20 protein-coding genes and 1 tRNA gene are annotated in these 17,293 nt (G+C 68.4%); 10 read left to right on the top strand and 11 right to left on the bottom strand.

Annotation, left to right across the window (positions count from 1 at the left end; genetic code table 11):
* Positions 1-6: 6 nt before the first annotated feature.
* Together fliE and COC42_RS06980 are read right to left on the bottom strand one after the other, a co-directional pair.
* Entirely contained in the window at positions 7-375 is a 369-nt protein-coding gene (gene fliE, locus COC42_RS06985) for a flagellar hook-basal body complex protein FliE (RefSeq protein ID WP_096342442.1), read from the bottom strand.
* Complete coding sequence (locus COC42_RS06980; RefSeq protein ID WP_096342441.1) at positions 372-1,637, bottom strand: sigma-54 interaction domain-containing protein; 1,266 nt, start codon at positions 1,635-1,637, stop codon at positions 372-374. Before COC42_RS06980 ends, fliE begins: the two co-directional genes overlap by 4 nt.
* Before the next feature lie 259 nt (positions 1,638-1,896).
* Between COC42_RS06980 and COC42_RS06975 the strand changes: the two genes are divergently transcribed.
* Positions 1,897-2,712 (top strand): flagellin N-terminal helical domain-containing protein, encoded by an 816-nt coding sequence (locus COC42_RS06975; RefSeq protein WP_096342440.1) that lies wholly within the window; start codon positions 1,897-1,899, stop codon positions 2,710-2,712.
* Between the two features lie 161 nt (positions 2,713-2,873).
* Here the strand turns inward: COC42_RS06975 and COC42_RS06970 are convergent, their stop codons facing one another.
* Complete coding sequence (locus tag COC42_RS06970; RefSeq protein ID WP_096342439.1) at positions 2,874-4,127, bottom strand: NAD(P)/FAD-dependent oxidoreductase; 1,254 nt, start codon at positions 4,125-4,127, stop codon at positions 2,874-2,876.
* Positions 4,128-4,345: 218 nt separating this feature from the next.
* On the opposite strand from COC42_RS06970, the gene COC42_RS06965 reads away from it, so the two are divergent.
* Positions 4,346-5,020, top strand: a complete 675-nt coding sequence (locus COC42_RS06965) for a response regulator (RefSeq protein ID WP_096342438.1) — start codon at positions 4,346-4,348, stop codon at positions 5,018-5,020.
* On the top strand, positions 5,017-6,336 hold the full coding sequence (locus COC42_RS06960) for a sensor histidine kinase (protein ID WP_096342437.1): 1,320 nt from the start codon (positions 5,017-5,019) through the stop codon (positions 6,334-6,336). The genes COC42_RS06965 and COC42_RS06960 overlap by 4 nt, the downstream gene beginning before the upstream one ends.
* 180 nt (positions 6,337-6,516) lie before the next feature.
* Here COC42_RS06960 and COC42_RS06955 read toward each other — a convergent pair.
* Positions 6,517-6,593 (bottom strand) — tRNA-Arg (locus tag COC42_RS06955).
* 84 nt (positions 6,594-6,677) lie between these two features.
* Between COC42_RS06955 and COC42_RS06950 the strand changes: the two genes are divergently transcribed.
* Entirely contained in the window at positions 6,678-7,181 is a 504-nt protein-coding gene (locus COC42_RS06950) for a hypothetical protein (RefSeq protein WP_141395796.1), read from the top strand.
* A gap of 12 nt (positions 7,182-7,193) precedes the next feature.
* Here COC42_RS06950 and COC42_RS06945 read toward each other — a convergent pair whose 3' ends face one another.
* From COC42_RS06945 to aroQ, 4 genes are read right to left on the bottom strand one after another with little or no spacing between them, the layout of a single operon-like run.
* Positions 7,194-7,685, bottom strand: a complete 492-nt coding sequence (locus COC42_RS06945) for a nucleoside deaminase (RefSeq protein WP_096342435.1) — start codon at positions 7,683-7,685, stop codon at positions 7,194-7,196.
* Between the two features lie 40 nt (positions 7,686-7,725).
* On the bottom strand, positions 7,726-9,075 hold the full coding sequence (accC, locus tag COC42_RS06940) for an acetyl-CoA carboxylase biotin carboxylase subunit (RefSeq protein ID WP_096342434.1): 1,350 nt from the start codon (positions 9,073-9,075) through the stop codon (positions 7,726-7,728).
* 1 nt (position 9,076) lies between these two features.
* Positions 9,077-9,574: an acetyl-CoA carboxylase biotin carboxyl carrier protein gene (gene accB, locus COC42_RS06935; protein WP_096342433.1), complete on the bottom strand. Its 498-nt coding sequence runs from the start codon at positions 9,572-9,574 to the stop codon at positions 9,077-9,079.
* Positions 9,575-9,607: 33 nt separating this feature from the next.
* Positions 9,608-10,045, bottom strand: coding sequence for a type II 3-dehydroquinate dehydratase (gene aroQ, locus COC42_RS06930; RefSeq protein ID WP_096342432.1), 438 nt, complete (start codon positions 10,043-10,045; stop codon positions 9,608-9,610).
* A gap of 116 nt (positions 10,046-10,161) precedes the next feature.
* Here aroQ and thiS point away from each other — a divergent pair, with 116 nt between their 5' ends.
* Both thiS and COC42_RS06920 read left to right on the top strand, forming a co-directional pair.
* Complete coding sequence (gene thiS, locus COC42_RS06925; protein WP_096342431.1) at positions 10,162-11,166, top strand: sulfur carrier protein ThiS; 1,005 nt, start codon at positions 10,162-10,164, stop codon at positions 11,164-11,166.
* Positions 11,167-11,247: 81 nt separating this feature from the next.
* Positions 11,248-11,418 carry a CsbD family protein gene (locus tag COC42_RS06920; RefSeq protein WP_096342430.1) on the top strand — a complete coding sequence of 57 codons (171 nt, stop codon included), beginning with the start codon at positions 11,248-11,250 and terminating at the stop codon, positions 11,416-11,418.
* A 189-nt stretch (positions 11,419-11,607) separates the two neighbouring features.
* Here the strand turns inward: COC42_RS06920 and COC42_RS06915 are convergent, their stop codons facing one another.
* Entirely contained in the window at positions 11,608-13,254 is a 1,647-nt protein-coding gene (locus tag COC42_RS06915) for a thiamine pyrophosphate-binding protein (protein ID WP_096342429.1), read from the bottom strand.
* A 176-nt stretch (positions 13,255-13,430) separates the two neighbouring features.
* Positions 13,431-14,201, bottom strand: coding sequence for an aspartyl/asparaginyl beta-hydroxylase domain-containing protein (locus COC42_RS06910; RefSeq protein ID WP_245843908.1), 771 nt, complete (start codon positions 14,199-14,201; stop codon positions 13,431-13,433).
* Positions 14,202-14,299: 98 nt separating this feature from the next.
* On the opposite strand from COC42_RS06910, the gene COC42_RS06905 reads away from it, so the two are divergent.
* Genes COC42_RS06905 through COC42_RS06890 form a run of 4 tightly spaced genes read left to right on the top strand, consistent with a single transcriptional unit; the run spans position 14,300 to position 16,813 of the window.
* Positions 14,300-15,007, top strand: coding sequence for a CoA transferase subunit A (locus COC42_RS06905; protein ID WP_096342427.1), 708 nt, complete (start codon positions 14,300-14,302; stop codon positions 15,005-15,007).
* Positions 15,004-15,858, top strand: coding sequence for an HAD family acid phosphatase (locus COC42_RS06900; RefSeq protein WP_245843907.1), 855 nt, complete (start codon positions 15,004-15,006; stop codon positions 15,856-15,858). Before COC42_RS06905 ends, COC42_RS06900 begins: the two co-directional genes overlap by 4 nt.
* On the top strand, positions 15,855-16,166 hold the full coding sequence (locus tag COC42_RS06895; RefSeq protein ID WP_176484583.1) for a DUF5076 domain-containing protein: 312 nt from the start codon (positions 15,855-15,857) through the stop codon (positions 16,164-16,166). The genes COC42_RS06900 and COC42_RS06895 overlap by 4 nt, the downstream gene beginning before the upstream one ends.
* On the top strand, positions 16,166-16,813 hold the full coding sequence (locus COC42_RS06890; RefSeq protein WP_096342425.1) for a CoA transferase subunit B: 648 nt from the start codon (positions 16,166-16,168) through the stop codon (positions 16,811-16,813). Before COC42_RS06895 ends, COC42_RS06890 begins: the two co-directional genes overlap by 1 nt.
* On the opposite strand, the gene COC42_RS06885 is transcribed toward COC42_RS06890, so the two are convergent.
* On the bottom strand, positions 16,810-17,274 hold the full coding sequence (locus tag COC42_RS06885) for a cupin domain-containing protein (RefSeq protein ID WP_245843906.1): 465 nt from the start codon (positions 17,272-17,274) through the stop codon (positions 16,810-16,812). The two genes, COC42_RS06890 and COC42_RS06885, sit on opposite strands and share 4 nt — an antisense overlap.
* Positions 17,275-17,293 lie beyond the last annotated feature (19 nt).

Raw genomic sequence — 17,293 nt, 5'->3', positions numbered from 1 at the left:
GGCGCGTTACACCGGCATGCTCATGATGTCCTTGTAGGCGGACAACAGCTTGTTGCGGACTTGCAGCGTGGCCTCGAACCCGACCGAGGCCTGCTGCCGGGCGAGCATCACCTTGGCGATGTCGATCGTCTCGCCGCGTTCATAGGCGGCGGAAAGCTCGCTTGCCTGGTGCTGCTGACGATTGACCTGGCCGAGCGCCGTTTCCAGGGTCGAGGCGAAGTCGGTGACGGCCGGCCGCGCGGGCGCGGCGGCCGGGGCGGGGACCGCCACCTCGCTGCCGGCACGCGACAGCGCCTGGTTCTTCTCGAGGATCTGCTGGCGCATCGCCATGATCCGGTCGACGCTCATCGCGCCGCCGACGCCCGACACGCTCATGCCGTGGCCCTCCGCTCGGCGGGTTCACCCTGTTCGCGCAGGCGGGCTAGGCGGTAGCGCAGCGTTCGCTCCGAGATGCCGAGGCGGCGTGCGGTTTCGATCCGGCTGCCGTTGCACGCGGCCAGCGTGTCGCGGATCGCCTGGAACTCGTGCATCTGGACGATATTCGACAGACGGCCATTGCGCCCACCTGCGCACTCGTCATTGGCGACGAGGCGCGGCGCGGCGGGACGGTCGAAGACGATGTCGCCCGCCTCGATCCGCTCGCCCGCCGACAGCAGCAGTGCGCGCTGGATGACGTTCTCGAGCTCGCGGACATTGCCCGGCCAGTCGTGCGCCTCAAGCCGGGCGAGCGCTTCACCCGACAGCCAGGGCAGCGCCGCGCGGTCGCCGCCGTGGCGGACGATCATTGCGGTTGCCAGCGCGGCGACATCGGCGGGCCGCTCGGCCAGCGCGCGCGTCGTCAGCGGGAAGACCGAGAGACGGTAGTAGAGGTCGGCGCGGAAGCGGCCCTCGGCCACCTCGGCCTGAAGGTCGCGATTGGCGCAGGCGATGACGCGCACGTCGATCTTCTCGGGCTCGGTCGCGCCGATCGGCACGACTTCGCGCTCCTGCAGCGCGCGGAGCAGCTTGGCCTGGAGGGCGAGCGGCATCTCGGCGATCTCGTCGAGGAGCAGCGTGCCGCCGTTCGCCGCGCGGAAGAAGCCCTGGCCGCCCGACGAGGCGCCGGTGAACGATCCCTTGGTATGGCCGAACAGCATCGCCTCGAGCATCGTCTCGGGCAGTGCGGCGCAGTTGATTGCGACGAAGGGGCCTTCGCGCCGGTCGGAGGCGCGGTGGATCGCGCGGGCAAGCACTTCCTTGCCGGTGCCGGTGGGGCCGCCGATCAGGACGGTGATGTCGCTGCGGCCGACCCGCTCGGCCAGCGCGAACAGCGCCATGCTCTCGGGATCGGCGGAGACGGGCGCCTCGGCACCACGCAGCATGGCCGCAGCATAGCCGGCACCCGTTGCGGCGTCAGCGGTGGCGAAGCCGACCATCGCGGCGGTGCCGTCGCCGAACGGACGCGCCGTCTGGCGCCCCGCCGCGACGACCATCGTGCGCGCGGGCACCGCCATCGCCTCGCCCCCGGCGACCAGGAAGCGGTCGCCCGGTCGGGGCGCCGAATCGGGCTCGGCGATATCGAGCCCGGCGGTGCGCAGCATCGAAAGCAGCAGGAAATGGTCGCGCTGCACGGCGCGCGACGGAATGATCGACGACATTGAACTTGGCCCCCTTGAGGACTCGGCTTTGCACGTTCGATAGTTAACGGCCGGTAAAATCTGCCGGGTGCGGCAAGAATTTTCCGCTCCTGTATCCCCCGCGTACGCACGGGGCCGGAGTCCGCGTGCCGGCGCGAGGGGCCAGCGATTTTTTGCTTAAGCCCGGCGCCCGGCGGTCGTTCCCCGGATTGACTGCCCAGCCCCGAGGTTTTCGTTCGGGGGGGCCAAGGGGCGGTCCGGGAACTATGGAGATCGGACAATGACCGTTATCGGAACCAACATCGGCTCGCTCCGCGCGGCGAACGCCGCCACCTCGGCGAGCCAGGCGCTGACTTCGTCGATGGAGCGCCTGTCGACCGGCAAGCGCATCAATTCGGCCAAGGACGACGCCGCCGGCCTTGCGATCGCATCGAGCATGACCTCGCAGATCAAGGGCATGAACCAGGCGGTTCGCAATGCCAATGACGGCATCTCGCTGGCGCAGACTGCCGACGGCGCGCTGAACGAAGTCACCAACATGCTGCAGCGCGTCCGTGAGCTGGCCGTCCAGGCCTCGTCGGGCACCTACAGCGCCGACGATCGCACGAACCTGCAGACCGAAGTCACCCAGCTGACGGCGCAGATCGGCGACATCATCGACAATTCGAAGTTCAACGACGTGGCGCTCTTCGGCGCTGCAGACGTGACGATCTCGATCCAGGTGGGCGCAGGTTCGACGGATCAGATCGACCTGACCATCTCGGCGCTCGACCTGACTGCCGCGCGCGCTGCCAGCATCGCGGGTGCCGACGGCACCGCCGCCCAGGCCGTGCTCGACACGGTCGACGATGCGCTCGACGCTGTTGCCACGACCCGCGCCAGCCTGGGTGCCGGCCAGAACCGCCTCCAGTCGGTCGTCAACAACCTGACCACGAACGCGACCAACCTGACCGACGCGCGCAGCCGCATCGAGGACGCCGACTTCTCGGCCGAGACGACGCAGCTCGCCAAGGCGCAGATCCTCTCGCAGGCCTCGACCGCGATGCTGGCGCAGGCCAACCAGTCGCAGCAGGGCGTGCTGTCGCTGCTCCGCTAAGCTGACCGGCACTGAAGTAAAGCGTAACCGGCGCCGCCCGCCTCCCCCCTTGAACGAGGGCGGAAGGCGCCGGCCCGGCCGCTCCGCCGGGACAGCGGAGCCGGCATGGCGAGAACCCCGATCGGCAAGTCCGGTCGGGGTTTTCCCGTTTTCCGAGGTGCCTATCCGCCGGGTAGCAGTTCCTTCAGCGCTACGGCGGCATCGGCAAGCGCGGCGGGATCGGGGGACACGCCCGCCTCGATCAGCTTGCGGCCCTGCACATAATCCTTCGTCCGGTTGACGCAGTCGATCGCGATCAGGCGCCCTTTGCGCAGATAAGCGACCGAGAAGCTGCGATCGGCGGGATCGCCGCGCAGCACCGCCTGGTCGTGGCCGATCGACAGCCCGGCAGTCTGGAGGCGCAGGTCGTACTGGTTCGACCAGAACCAGGGGAAAGCGGCATAGGCTTCTGGCTCGCCCGTGATCGCCCGTGCGACGCAAGTCGCCTGGTCGTTGGCGTTCTGGACCGATTCGACGCGGATCCGCGTGCCTTCGGCATGGGCGCTGACAAAGGCGGCGCAGTCGCCGATGGCATAGATGTCGGCCAGCGAGGTGCGGCAGTACTCGTCCACGTCGACGCCGTTCGACCCGGCTGCGCCCGCGGCGATCAGCGGATCGACTGCCGGGACGATGCCGATGCCCACCACGACCGCATCGGCGGTCAGGATGTCGCCGCTCGCCAGCCGCACGCCCTCGACGCGCTCGTTGCCGAGCAGGCACTCGACCGTGGCACCGATGCGAAGGTCGACGCCCTGTCGCCGATGCTCGGCTTCGTAGAAGGTGGAAAGGTCGGGACCGGCGACGCGTGCCAGGACGCGCGGCAGCGCCTCGAGCAGCGTAACCGCGCAGCCAAGCTTGCGCAGCACCGCCGCCGCCTCGAGCCCGATATAGCCGCCGCCGACGACGATGATCCGCCGTGCGCCGCTGGCGATCTCGTCGGCGAGCGTATCGCAGTCGGCGCGGGTGCGGACGGTGTGGACGCCGGCCAGGTCGGTGCCCGGGCAGTCAAGGCGGCGGGCATCGCCCCCCGCCGCCCAGACGAGCTGGCCATAGCCGATCGACTGCCCGCTCGACAGCGACAGCCGCTTCGCCGTCGGATCGACTGCCGTCGCCTCGACCCCCAGCCGCATCTGGACCGCTCGCTCCTGCCAGAAGGCGGCGGGTCGGATATGGAGGCGCTCGAACGGCTTCTCACCCGCCAGATACTCTTTGGACAAGGGTGGCCGCTCGTAGGGAAGCTCGGCTTCCCGGCCGATCAGCGCGATGGATCCCTCAAACCCCAGTTGCCGGAGGGCGATGGCACATTGCGCGCCGCCGTGGCCACCACCGACGATAACCACATCATAGCGCGCTTCGATTTCGATCGGCGACGTCATCCTTCTTCCCTCTTGGACCGGCATCGCGAACGTTTATGGCGATCGTGCGCGTTTGTCTCGCGGTCGCAGCGACCCTGCTTGCCGCCGCGCGGTGCTCCGGCTTTCGATCTGTCGCACAAGATTGACGCAATCTGCCGTGCGCAAGCTTCTGGCCTCATCATCACTATATCGACGTCGGCCGGACCGAGACGGTCCGACGCATGATCCAAGGTTCCTGCATGCGGATACTGCTCGTCGAGGACGAGGCCGAACTGGCGGCGACCTTGCGAACCGCGCTCGAGCGGGAGCGCTTCGTCGTCGATCATGCGGATCGCATCGGCATAGCCGAGGAAGCCGTGCGCTCGGCACCTTATGATCTGGTACTGCTCGATCGGACGCTACCCGACGGCGACGGATTGTCGCTCATTCCGGCGTTACGGATCAGTTGTCCCGGGATGCCTGTGATCGTGCTCACGGCGCGCGGCGCCATCGCCGATCGCGTCGACGGGCTCGACGGCGGCGCCGACGACTATCTGGTCAAGCCGTTCGCGCTCGAGGAGATGCTGGCGCGCATCCGTGCGCTTCGCCGCCGCCCGGCGGAGCTTGAGGTGGAACAGATCCATGTCGGCGCGCTGGTTTACGACCCGGCGAACGACGAGGCGACCGTCGAGGGTGTCCGCCTGCCGCTGATCCGGCGCGAAATGCTCGTTCTGGCCGCGCTGGTGCGGCGGCGCGGGCGAACCGTGCTGCGCGAGGCGCTGGAACAGGCGGTCTACGGTTTCGACGACGAAGTGCAGTCGAACACGCTGGACTCCCATGTCTCGCGCCTGCGCCGCAAGCTGGGCGAGGCGGGCGCCAAGGTCGAGATCCACGCCATTCGCGGGGTCGGCTACCTCCTGCGCGCAGCGACATGAAGGCGAGGCAGCCTTCGCTTAAGCGGCCGCTCATCATCCAGCCGTTGATCCTCCAGTTCGTCACCGTGTTCCTGTGCTGCGCGATCATCATTGGCCTGGCGATCCGCATGGACAGCGGCGGCCCCTATGCCGACGAGCGGATCACCAAAGTAATCGCCGGCGCGATCGCGCGCGGGCCGGGGGGCGGACTGACCGTAACGGCGACGCCCGAGCTTGCCACGCTGAGGGCCGAGGCGCCCGACCTGTGGTTCGTCGCCCAGGACGATGCTGGTCGGTCGGTCGCCTTCGGCGACGTGCCGGCGCAGTATCGCTCGGTCGCTGCGCGACTGACGGACTTCGCCCATGCGGCGATCCGCGACCCCACCCCACCCTATCGGCTTGCCGCGGTGATCCGGCGCGAGACGTCGCCGGCTGGCCCGTTGACGATCCTCGGCCATGGCCGGGTGAGCAAGCTCACGTTCGTCGTCTTCATGGCGTCGAACGTCGTCGTGATCCCGATCTTCCTCCTGATGGCGTCGATCTCGCTGATCGTGACGCCGTGGATCGTCCGGCGATCGCTGGCGGGGGTCGCCCGTGTCGCCGCGGAGGCCGAACGGATCGACACCAACCAGCGCAGCCTTCGGCTCAACGAGCAGCACGTCCCGCGCGAGATCGGTCCGCTGGTCCGCGCGGTGAACGACGCACTCGCCCGGCTGGACGAGGGCTATGCCCGCCAGCAGCGCTTCATCGCGTCGGCCGCGCATGAATTGCGGACGCCAATCGCCATTCTTCGCGCCAAGGTCGAGGCAGCCGACGATCCGGCGACGCGGCGCCTGGCGAGCGATGTCGCCCGGCTGGGCAACGTTGCCGAGCAGTTGCTCGATCTCCAGCGCCTCGATGGCGGGAGCCTGGACGAGCGGTTCGACCTTGCCGGCCTGGCACGGCACGCGGTGGCCGACCTTGCCCCGCTCCTGATCGCTTCGTCCCGCACGATCCAGTTGATCGTCGAGGGGGAGCCGACCGTCCGCGGCGATGCGGGCGCGATCGAGCGGGTCATCGTCAATCTTGTCCAGAACGCCATCGATCACGGCGGCCGAAACGCGATCGTGCGCGTGACGCCGGACGGGTTCGAAGTCGAGGATGACGGGCCGGGCATCCCGCCCGACGAGCGCGAGCGCGTCTTCGAGCCCTTCCATCGGCTGCGCCCCCGCTCGACCGGCACCGGGCTGGGGCTGCATCTGGTCCAGCAGGTTGTCGAGCGCCATCGCGGCAAGGTTGCGATCCTCGGCGCGCCGGACGGCGGCACCCTGGTGCGCGTCGAACTCCCGCCCGCCTGATCGCGCCCAAGGTTCAGCCAATCTTCGCGTAATTCAACGCGAGCAGATTGAAGTTTCGAGAGAGCGAAACTGGCGCCGCCGAGCGTCTTTTCGCCCGAGACTTGGAAGGGACATATCGATGGAGACCCGCCATCCAGGCAGGTCCCATAGGCGTCTAAGGCCTTGCTGCGTGAGAAGTTTTGGCGCGCCCGGAACGATTCGAACGTCCGACCCTCAGATTCGTAGTCTGATGCTCTATCCAGCTGAGCTACGGGCGCGCGGTAGGAGGGGGCCTCTAACGGGGGTTGGCGAACCGCGCAACCCTGTTGCGTGCAAAAAATCGGCGGCCTAGGCGTTGGGCGATGATGCGCTTCCCTCCAGTTCTTGCAGCTGCCTGTCTGCTCACCGCCTGTGCCGCGCCGCAGGAGGGGGGCTATCCCTCGTTGCTGCCACGACCGATCGAGAAGCGGGGCTTTGCCGATCCGGCCCCCCGGCCCGCGCCGGTGGCCACCCCCGACGCGGCGCTCGATGGCGAGGTCGCCCGAGCCAAGGCGGCGCTTGCCACTGCCGCGTCTACCTTCGCCGACAAGGCGGGTGAGGCCGAGCGGCTGGCGGCGCGCGCCGAGGGGGCGGCAGCGGGGAGTGAGCCGTGGATCGCCGCGCAAGTGGCGCTCGCCGATCTCGACGCGCTGCGCAGCGGCACCGCGGGCGCACTCGCCGATGTCGAGAAGCTGGCGATCGACCGGGCCGCCGAGGGCAAGCCGCCCTATCCGGCGCTCGAGGCGCTGCTCGCCGACGCGCGTGCGCAGAATGCGGGCGAGGTCGAACGGATCGCGCGGATCGAAGGGTCGATGCCGCGGGGGTGAGGTGAGGCGAGGTCAGTCCTCGCGGCGGCGATAATTGTCCTGATGCAGCCGTCGCAGGCGCTCGGCCGCGTCCGCCCAGGGCCCTGCGACCGACGTGCCGTGCAGGACCTCGCCGATCGGTAGCGCTCGCACCGGTGCGGGATCGGCGCCCGCCTCGGCCAGCCATGTCGCCAGCTGTTCGGCGGAACTTGCATAGACGATGCGGCCAAGGCCGACCCAACCATGCGCGGCGGCGCACATCGGGCAATGCTCGGTCGAGGTATAGAGTGTCGCCGACCGGCGCGCTGCCTCGTCAAGGTGGTGCGCGGCCCAGCGCGCGAGCGCAATCTCCGGGTGCCGCGTCGGATCGACGCTGACCGCGCGGTTGCGATCCTCGGCGAGGATGTTGCCATCGGCATCGACGAGCAGCGAGCCGAACGGATGGTCGCCGGCCGCATCCGCTTCGGCGGCGAGCTCGATCGCGCGTTCGAGGAAGGAACAGTCGGCGGGGGTGACGTCGGTCATCCGGCGCCAACCGCTGGAGGCGCCGGACGATCCATGCGGCTTATCCCTCGCGGGCGAGCCATTCCTCCAGCCACTTGATCGTATAGTCGCCCGCCTGGAACTCGGGATCGTCGAGCAGTGCCTGGTGCAGCGGGATCGTCGTCTTGACGCCCTCCACCACGAACTCCTCGAGCGCGCGGCGCAGGCGCATCAGGCAGCCCTCGCGGGTGCGGCCATAGACGATCAGCTTGGCGATCATCGAGTCGTAATAGGGCGGGATGCGATAGCCGGCGTAGAGCCCGCTATCGACGCGCACATGCATGCCGCCCGGCGCGTGAAAGTAGCTGACGAGGCCCGGCGAGGGGGCGAAGGTGCGGGCATCCTCGGCATTGATGCGACATTCGATCGCATGGCCGGTGAAGCGAATGTCCTCCTGGCGGACCGACAGGCCATGCCCCTCGGCGACGCGGATCTGTTCGCGGACCAGGTCGACGCCGGTGATCATCTCGGTCACCGGGTGCTCGACCTGAAGGCGAGTGTTCATCTCGATGAAGTAGAACTCGCCGTTTTCCCACAGGAACTCGATCGTCCCCGCGCCGCGATAGCCCATGTCGGCCATCGCCTTGGCGACGATGCCGCCCATCCGCGCGCGATCCTCGGCCGACAGGACGGGCGAGGGCGCTTCCTCGAGCACCTTCTGGTGACGGCGCTGGAGCGAGCAGTCGCGCTCGCCCAGATGAATGGCGTTGCCTTCGCCGTCGCCGAACACCTGGAACTCGATATGGCGCGGATTGCCGAGATATTTCTCGATATAGACGGTGGCGTCGCCGAACGCGGCCTTCGCCTCGCTGCCGGCCTGCTGCATCAGCGTTTCGAGCTGGTCGGGAGCGTTGCAGACCTTCATGCCGCGCCCGCCGCCGCCGCTCGCGGCCTTGATGATGACCGGATAGCCGATCCGCTCGGCGATCGCCTTCGCCTCAGCGATGTCGCTGACCGCGCCGTCGGAGCCGGGGACGAGCGGCAGGCCGAGTGCGCCGGCGGTGCGCTTGGCCTCCACCTTGTCGCCCATCACGCGGATATGCTCGGGCTTCGGGCCCACGAACAGGATGTTGTGGAGCTCGACGATCTCGGCGAACTTGGCGTTCTCCGATAGGAAGCCATAGCCCGGATGGATCGCGTCCGCGCCCGAGATCTCGGCGGCCGAGATGATATTGGGGATGTTGAGGTAGCTCTCGCCCGCGGGCGGCGGGCCGATGCAGATCGCCTCGTCGGCGAGGCGCACATGCATCGCGTCGGCATCGGCGGTCGAGTGCACCGCGACAGTCTTGATCCCCATCTCGTGGCACGCGCGGTGGATGCGCAGCGCAATCTCGCCGCGATTGGCGATCAGGAGCTTCTTGATCTCGGGCATCTTAGCTGACGACGATCAGCGGCTGGTCGAACTCGACGGGCTGGCCGTTCTCGACCAGCACCTGGGTGACGGTGCCCGCGGCGGGCGCGATGATCGGATTCATCACCTTCATCGCCTCGATGATGAGCAGCGTATCACCCGCCGCGACCTGTTGTCCCAACGCCGCGAACGGCTTGGCGCCCGGCTCCGCGGCGAGATAGGCGGTCCCGACCATCGGCGACTTGACGGCATTGGCGGTGCTGGCGGGTGCCGAGGCGCCGGTTTCCGCGGGCGCTGGCGCGGCTGCGACCGGCTGGGGCGCGTGCGGCAGCGCGGGGGCATAGGCAGGCGCAGCCTGCATCATCGGCGCGACGGTGACTTCGCGCGCGACGCGGACGCGGCGTTCGCCGTCCTCGACCTCGATCTCGGTCAGTTGCGTCTCGTCGAGCACGCCGGCCAGCTGCCGGACCAGTTCGATATCGACACGCATGTGGCGCTTGTCTTCGCTCTCTTCGGCCATGCGACTGTTGCTTCCCAGTAAAAGTGCGGCCCTTTAGGCCAGCCGTGCTGCCGCTTCAAGCGCGAGGAGGTAGCTCTGCGCGCCGAAGCCGGCGATGGTGCCGTGCGCGCCCATGCCGACATAGCTTTTGTGGCGAAACGGCTCGCGCTTGTGCGGACTGGACAAGTGGACCTCGATCACCGGCACCCGGATCGCCTTGATCGCGTCGAGCAGCGCCACCGAGGTGTGGGTGAAAGCGGCGGCGTTGAGGAGCACCGCCTTCGCCCCCTCCGCCTGCGCCTCGTGCAGCCAGTCGACCAAGTGTCCTTCGTGGTTCGACTGGCGTACCTCGACTTCCAGCCCCAGTTCGCGGGCGCGATCCTCGAGCATCCCGGCAATGTCGTCGAGCGTGTCGGATCCGTAAATCTCCGGCTCGCGCGTGCCGAGCAGGTTGAGGTTCGGCCCATTGAGGACATAGACGAGTTCGGCCATCGGCGCTTCCGGTTGCGGGCGCGGCGGACGGCGCCTAGATCGAGCGCCTTCATACCCGCACCCACCGTCTCAAGTCGAGACTTGGTTCGCGAGGCTAACGAAATCGAAGGACGGCGATGCACAGCGACGGCACCATCTCGATCCGCGTCAACGGCGAGCACAAGCGCGTGAAGGACGGACTGACGCTGGCCGAACTGGCAAGCGAACTCGGCCTCGTGCCCGACAAGGTCGCGGTCGAGCGCAATCTGGAGGTCGTGCCGCGCTCGACGCTCGCGCAAGTGCGGGTCGAGGACGGCGACGAGCTGGAGATCGTCCACTTCGTCGGTGGCGGCGATCATGGCGCGCCGGTGCAGGACGACAGCTGGACCGTGGCGGGCCGCACCTTCCGCTCACGGCTGATCGTCGGGACGGGCAAGTACAAGGATTTCGCCCAGAACGCCGCCGCGGTCGAGGCGTCGGGCGCGGAGATCGTCACCGTCGCCGTCCGCCGGGTGAACGTCAGCGATCCGAACGCGCCGATGCTGACCGACTATATCGACCCCAAGCGCGTCACCTACTTGCCGAACACCGCCGGCTGCTTCGATGCCGACAGCGCGATCCGCACGCTGCGGCTGGCGCGCGAGGCGGGGGGCTGGGACCTCGTCAAGCTGGAGGTGCTGGGCGAGGCGCGCACGCTCTATCCGAACATGCGCGAGACGCTGACCGCGACCGAGGTGCTGGTGCGCGAGGGCTTCAAGCCGATGGTCTATTGCACCGACGATCCGATCGCGGCGAAGCAGCTCGAAGAGGCGGGCGCGGTCGCGATCATGCCGCTGGGCGCGCCGATCGGCTCTGGCCTCGGCATCCAGAACGAAGTGACGATCCGCCTGATTGTCGAGGGCGCCAAGGTGCCGGTGCTCGTCGACGCGGGCGTCGGTCAGGCGTCGGACGCGGCGCGCGCGATGGAGCTTGGCTGCGACGGTGTGCTCATGAACACCGCGATCGCCGAGGCGAAGGACCCGATCCTGATGGCCGCGGCGATGAAGGCCGCGGTCGAGGCCGGCCGGATGAGCTATCGTGCAGGGCGCATGGCCAAACGCCGCTATGCCGATCCGTCGAGCCCGCTCGCCGGATTGATCTAGATTGGAACTGCCGACCTGTCGAACCGTTCTTTATGATGAACGGCGCAAATGTTGTTGCCGTATCGCGTAAGGAGATTTTCGATGGGCGAGATGATCGACAAGATCAAGGGCAACGTCAACGAAGCCATTGGCAAGGCCAAGCAGAATTCGACCAATCCTGAGACGCAGGCCGATGGCGCCGCACAGGAGGCAAAGGGCAAGGCGCAGCAGCTCGGCGGATCGGTCAAGGGCGCGCTCGGCGACAAGGTCTGACAAGCCCGTTACTTTGACTTGAAGAAGCGGCCGCTCGTCTTGTGACGCGCGGCCGTTTTGTGTTTGGGCACCCCGGCACGGGAAGGGGTCAGCCGAAGGCTGGTGGAGGGATTTGCCCGTTGCCGACCGCGGAGACCCCGCCGCCCCCGCGCGCGGTTTCCCTCTGGATGCCGGAAGAGGTCTTGATGATTACCGCGCCCGCAGCGCCGCAATTGTGGTCGAGAAGTTGATGACCTCGATATCGGTGCGGATGTGGATCAGGCGAACGCCGCTCGCCGCCTTTGCCCGGTCGAGCGCAGGGGCGAAATCCTCGGTCCGGTCGATCGTCTCGGCGGTGGCGCCGTAGGCGCGCGCGAGCGCGGCGAAGTCGGGGTTGGAGAGGCGAGTGGCCGAGACGCGGCCGGGAAACTCGCGCTCCTGATGCATGCGGATCGTGCCGTAGCCGCCATTGTCGACGACGAGGACGATCAGGTTCGCGCCATGCTGTACCGCAGTCGCCAGTTCCTGCCCGTTCATCAGGAAATCGCCGTCGCCCGCGATCGCCGCCACGGTGCGACCGGGGTAGCGTAGCGCCGCCGCGATCGCGGCCGGTGTGCCGTAACCCATCGCGCCGGCAGTGGGCGCGAGCTGGCTGCACGGCCCCGAATAGCGCCAGTAGCGGTGCCACCAGCCCGAGAAATTGCCCGCGCCGTTGCAGATCATCGTGTCGGCGGGCAGCGCCTCGCGCATCGTCTTCACGCAGGGGCCGAGGTCCATCGCCACGCCGTCGCGGGGTTGCGGGTCGGACCAGCCCAGCCATTCGGCGTGGGCGGCCGCGCCGCTGTCGAACTGCGGCAGGCCCTCCAGCGCATCGAGCGCGCGCGCGAAGCTGCGCATGTCCGCACAAATGGGAAGGTCGGTGCGATAGACGCGATTGAGCTCGGTCGGGTCGGGGTGAACATGGACCAGCGTTTGGCCCGGATGGTCGGGCGTCACCAGCGTATAGCCGTCGGTCGTCGCCTCTCCCATCCGTGCGCCGACGACGATCAGCAGATCGGCTTCCTTGATCCGCTTGGGGAGGAGCGGGCAGGGGCCATAGCCGAGATTGCCCGCATAGACCGGCATGTCGTTCGGGACCGAATCCTGCTGGCGGAACGCCGCCGCGACGGGGAGGCCGATCCGCGCGGCCGCGCTGGCAAAGGCGCTTGCGGTGCCGTCGCACCAGCCCGCGCCGCCGACGATCGCGACCGGCCGCTCGGCTCCGCGAATGAGGTCGGCAAGGCGGTCCATCGCCTGCGGATCGGGCGCCTGGCGCAGCTTCTCGACGCGCGGGCGATCCTCGGCCTCCACCTCATCCAGCAGCATGTCCTCCGGGAGCGCGAGCACCACCGGGCCGGGCCGCCCGTTCATCGCGGTGGCATAGGCGCGCGCGACATATTCGGGGATACGCGCAGCGTCATCGATCCGCGCCGCCCATTTGGCGACCGGCGCGAACATCGCCTCGAAATCGATCTCCTGAAACGCCTCGCGGTGACGGGTACCGCGGTCGATATCGCCGATGAACAGGATCATCGGCAGCGAGTCCTGCATCGCCACATGGACGCCGATCGAGGCGTTGGTCGCCCCCGGTCCGCGCGTGACGAAGGCGATGCCCGGCCGCCCCGTCATCTTGCCGTCGGCAGACGCCATGAACGTGACGCCGCCCTCCTGCCGGCACGTCACCACGTCGATCGCGGGCTCATCGACCAGCGCGTCGAGCACCGCGAGAAAGCTCTCGCCAGGCACCTGGAACAGCCGGTCGCAGCCTTGGCGCACCAGATTGTCGACGAGGATGCGGCCGCCGTTGCGAAGGGGCATGGAATGTCTCTCCCGTAACTTTGAAAGAGGCTTAGGCTGGATTGCGGTTTCCGTCATCCCGGCTGCGGGTAGAACGCGGAAGAAGTGGGACCCGCGATCAAGTCCGGGTTTAAGTCATGGGAGAGTTTCTCATGCTCCCGACATCCCGAGCTTGGCTCCGCAATTCCGCTTCTCCTTCAAGCCTCCGCCGCGATCCCGTGCGACTCGACCGCGCCGAGCAGCGCCGTCAGCGCCGCGCGTTCCTCGGCGCCGATGTCGGGCCGCCAGACCTCGAACAACAGCACCACCCTGTCGCTGCTCCCACGATTCCACGCCTCGTGCTCGAAGCTGTCGTCGAAGATCAGGAGCTCGCCCTCGCGCCATTCGCGCGTGTCGGTGCCGACCCGGATACCGCAACCCTCAGGCACGACGAGCGGCAGGTGGCAGATCAGCCGCGTGTTGAAGACGCCGTGGTGCGGCCGGATGTGCGTGCCAGGCTTCAGCCGCGAGAAAAGCGCCATCGGCGAGCGGGTGCCGATCGCCGGCTGCGGCGCTTGGCGAAGCGCCGCCATCGTTGCCGGACAGCGCGCGGCATGGACGGGGTGCGGGCGGCCCCCCTCGAACAGGTGCACCGCGCCCCAGGCGGGATCGTCGAGCAGGTGGTTGGCGAGCGCAGGCTGGTCGGGATCAGATTTGACATAAGGCGCGAAGGCCTCATCCCCCGCCAGTAGCGCCGCCAGCTCGTCGCGGATCGCCGCGATCGCCGCCTCGACCGCGGGCACCCAGTCGAACTCGGCGCGCTCGAAAAAGGCGCGCTGGGCAAGGCCCGGATAATAGAACATCGAGGGCTGTTGCAGGTGCAGCTCGCGCCGGCCGAGCAGCAGCTCGATCGCCTCGCCGACGCGCGGCGGCACCTGGCGCCCCGACCCGACAAGTGCAAGCGCGGCGGGCAGCGAATCGGTAGTCATCACACAGGTTAGGCATGGCCCGAGCGTTGCGGCAACGATTGCGCCGTCCCCGCCGCCTTTGTAGGCAGCACGCACCATCGCCGAGAGAGGGACCGTCCATGCAGAAGCTCTACCCCGACGCCGCCGCCGCGCTCGCTGGCCTGCTGCACGACGGGATGACGATCTGCGCGGGCGGCTTCGGCCTGTGCGGCATTCCCGAGCGGTTGATCGACGCGATCCGCGACTCGGGGGTGAAGGACCTGACGATCGCCAGCAACAATGCCGGCATCGATAATGAAGGCCTCGGCAAGCTGCTGCGCACGCGCCAGGTGAAGAAGATGATCTCGTCCTATGTCGGCGAGAACAAGGAGTTCGAGCGCCAGTATCTGGCCGGCGAGCTGGAGGTCGAGTTCTGTCCGCAGGGGACGCTGGCCGAACGCTGCCGCGCGGGCGGGGCGGGGATCCCCGGCTTCTACACCAAGACCGGCGTCGGCACGAAAGTGGCAGAGGGCAAGGAAGTGAAGGTCTTCGACGGCGAGGAATATATCCTCGAGCGCGGCATCCGCGCCGACCTCGCCATCATCAAGGGATGGAAGGCGGACGAGATGGGCAACCTCATCTTCCGCAAGACTGCGCGCAACTTCAACCAGCCGATGGCGACCGCCGCGAACATCTGCGTCGCCGAGGTCGAGGAAGTGGTGCCGGTCGGCAGCCTCGACCCCGACGCGATCCACCTGCCCGGCATCTATGTGAAGCGGATGATCGTCGGCGCGCCTTACGACAAGAAGATCGAGTTCCGTACCGTGCGCGAGCGGGCGGCGGCGTGATTCGCCCCGCGGCCCTGACCGCGGCGCTCGCGCTGTCGGCGTGCGCGGCGACGCCGCCGCCGGCTGCGACGAGCGCGCCCACGCAGCCGGGGCGGCAGTATCGCTGGCAGCTGGGTTCGGGCGAGGCGGCGGTGCTCTCGGCGGCGACGCACCGGGCGATGGCGGAGTTCGCCGTGGCACATGCAAGGGGGCCGGCGTCGAGCGTCGTGCTCGCGCCCGGTTCGACGCCTGCCGCGCCGCGCTTCGCCGAATGCGGCAATCGCCCGCGCGCGGTGGTCTATGACATCGACGAGACGGTGCTGCTCAACACCGGCGCCAACTATGACAGCGCAGTACGTGGCGATCCGCCCTTCGACTCCGCGCGCTGGGCCAGGTGGGAACAGGGCGGTGCCGCGAAGGTCGAGGCGGTGCCCGGCGTGGTCGCGGCGATCGCCGCGATCCGCGCGGCGGGCCTGACGGTCGTCTTCAACTCGAACCGCGATCGCTCGGCCGCCGTGCCGACGGCCGCGGCGCTCGCCTCGGTCGGGATCGCGGGGGCGGTGCCGGGCGAGACCTTGTACCTGAAGGGCGACGTCGCGCCGGGTTCGGCCAAGGACCCGCGACGCGCGGCGATCGACGCGCGCTACTGCGTCATCGCGATGGCGGGCGACAATCTGGGCGACTTCGCCGACGCCTTCAACGACAGGGCATTGACCCCGTCGGCCCGCCGCACGCTGGCGCAGAGCCCAACGCTTGATGCACTATGGGGCAATGGCTGGTTCCTGATCCCCAATGCACTCTATGGTGCCTGGGAAGGTGCCGGCGTCGACGACCTGTTCCCCGTCGACAAGCGCTGGAGTCCCGAGCCGTGAGCGAGCCCAGGAACGCGATCAAGCTGGAAAACGGCGACACGCTGACCGACGAATCGGCGGAGGTCGCGCGCATCTGGGTCACCGACGGCGCGGGCAGCAGCGTCTGGATTGACGCGGCGGTGCTCGAGGACCCGACCGTCTTCGGCTATCTGATGGGCGACACCATCCGCCACGCCGCGCGCGCCTATGCTCAGGCCTGGGACCTCGACGAGGACGAAGCATTGCAGCGGATCGTCGACGGCACCTTTTCGGAGCTGCGCGACCAGATCGGCGATCTCGACACGATTGAAGAAGGGAAGCTCAACTGATGCCCTGGACACGCGACGACATGGCGGCGCGCGCCGCGCGCGAGCTGCGCGACGGCTTCTACGTCAATCTCGGCATCGGCATCCCGACGCTGGTCGCGAACCACATTCCCGATGGCGTGACGGTGACGCTCCAATCGGAGAACGGGATGCTCGGCATCGGCCCGTTCCCGTTCGCGGGCGAGGAGGACCCCGACCTCATCAACGCGGGGAAGCAGACGATCAGCGAGCTGCCGCACTCGGTCTATTTCAGCTCGGCCGACAGCTTCGCGATGATTCGCGGCGGGCATATCGACCTGACCGTGCTCGGCGCGATGGAAGTGTCGGAGGGCGGCGACATCGCCAACTGGATGATCCCCGGCAAGATGATCAAGGGCATGGGCGGCGCGATGGACCTCGTCGCCGGGGTCAAGAAGATCATCGTCGTGATGGAGCATAATGCCAAGGACGGCAGCCCCAAGTTCATCCCCGCCTGCACCCTGCCGCTGACGGGCCGCAACGTGGTCGACATGATCGTCACCGACCTCGCCGTTTTTCAGCGCGCCGATCATGACAGCCCCTTCCGCCTGATCGAACTGGCGCCCGGCGTGACGGCGGAGGAAGTCGCGGCCAAGACGACCGCGAACTACGAGGTGGCGGTCCCGGCCTAAAAGTCCCCGCCCGTTACCGGGTCACGCGCGGGCAGGGGCACCGCGGCGATGCGGGCGCGGATCGCGTCGTCGGCGGGCTTCGTCACCACATCCCAGTCCTGCCCGGCGGGGTAGGCACCCACGATCGCGAAGTCGTCGCTCGCCCTCTCGCATCGGTGGCCGGTGCCCGCAGGGAGCATCAGCGCGTCGCCCGCGGTGACGTCGATCGTCTCGCCACCGGGCCCTCCGATCGTCAGCGTCGCCTGCCCGGCGAAGCAGCCCAGCACCTCGTGCGCGGTCGAGTGATAGTGGTGATAGTCGAACACGCCGTCGCGCCACTCGGGCGACCAGCCATGCGCGGCGAACATGGCCTCGAACGCCGAGGCGCGGTCGGGATCGTCCGTCACCGCGCGATACAGGCGCACCGGCAGCACCGGGTTATTGGGCACGCCGTCGCTCGGGCCAAGCATCAGACGCTGCACGGGCACGATCCCTTTCGCA

It is taken from the genome of Sphingomonas spermidinifaciens (assembly GCF_002351485.1).
GTDB lineage: Bacteria > Pseudomonadota > Alphaproteobacteria > Sphingomonadales > Sphingomonadaceae > Sphingomonas > Sphingomonas spermidinifaciens.
The sequence above is the reverse complement of the archived record's forward strand: the minus strand, read 5'-3'. Positions and strand labels throughout refer to the sequence as shown.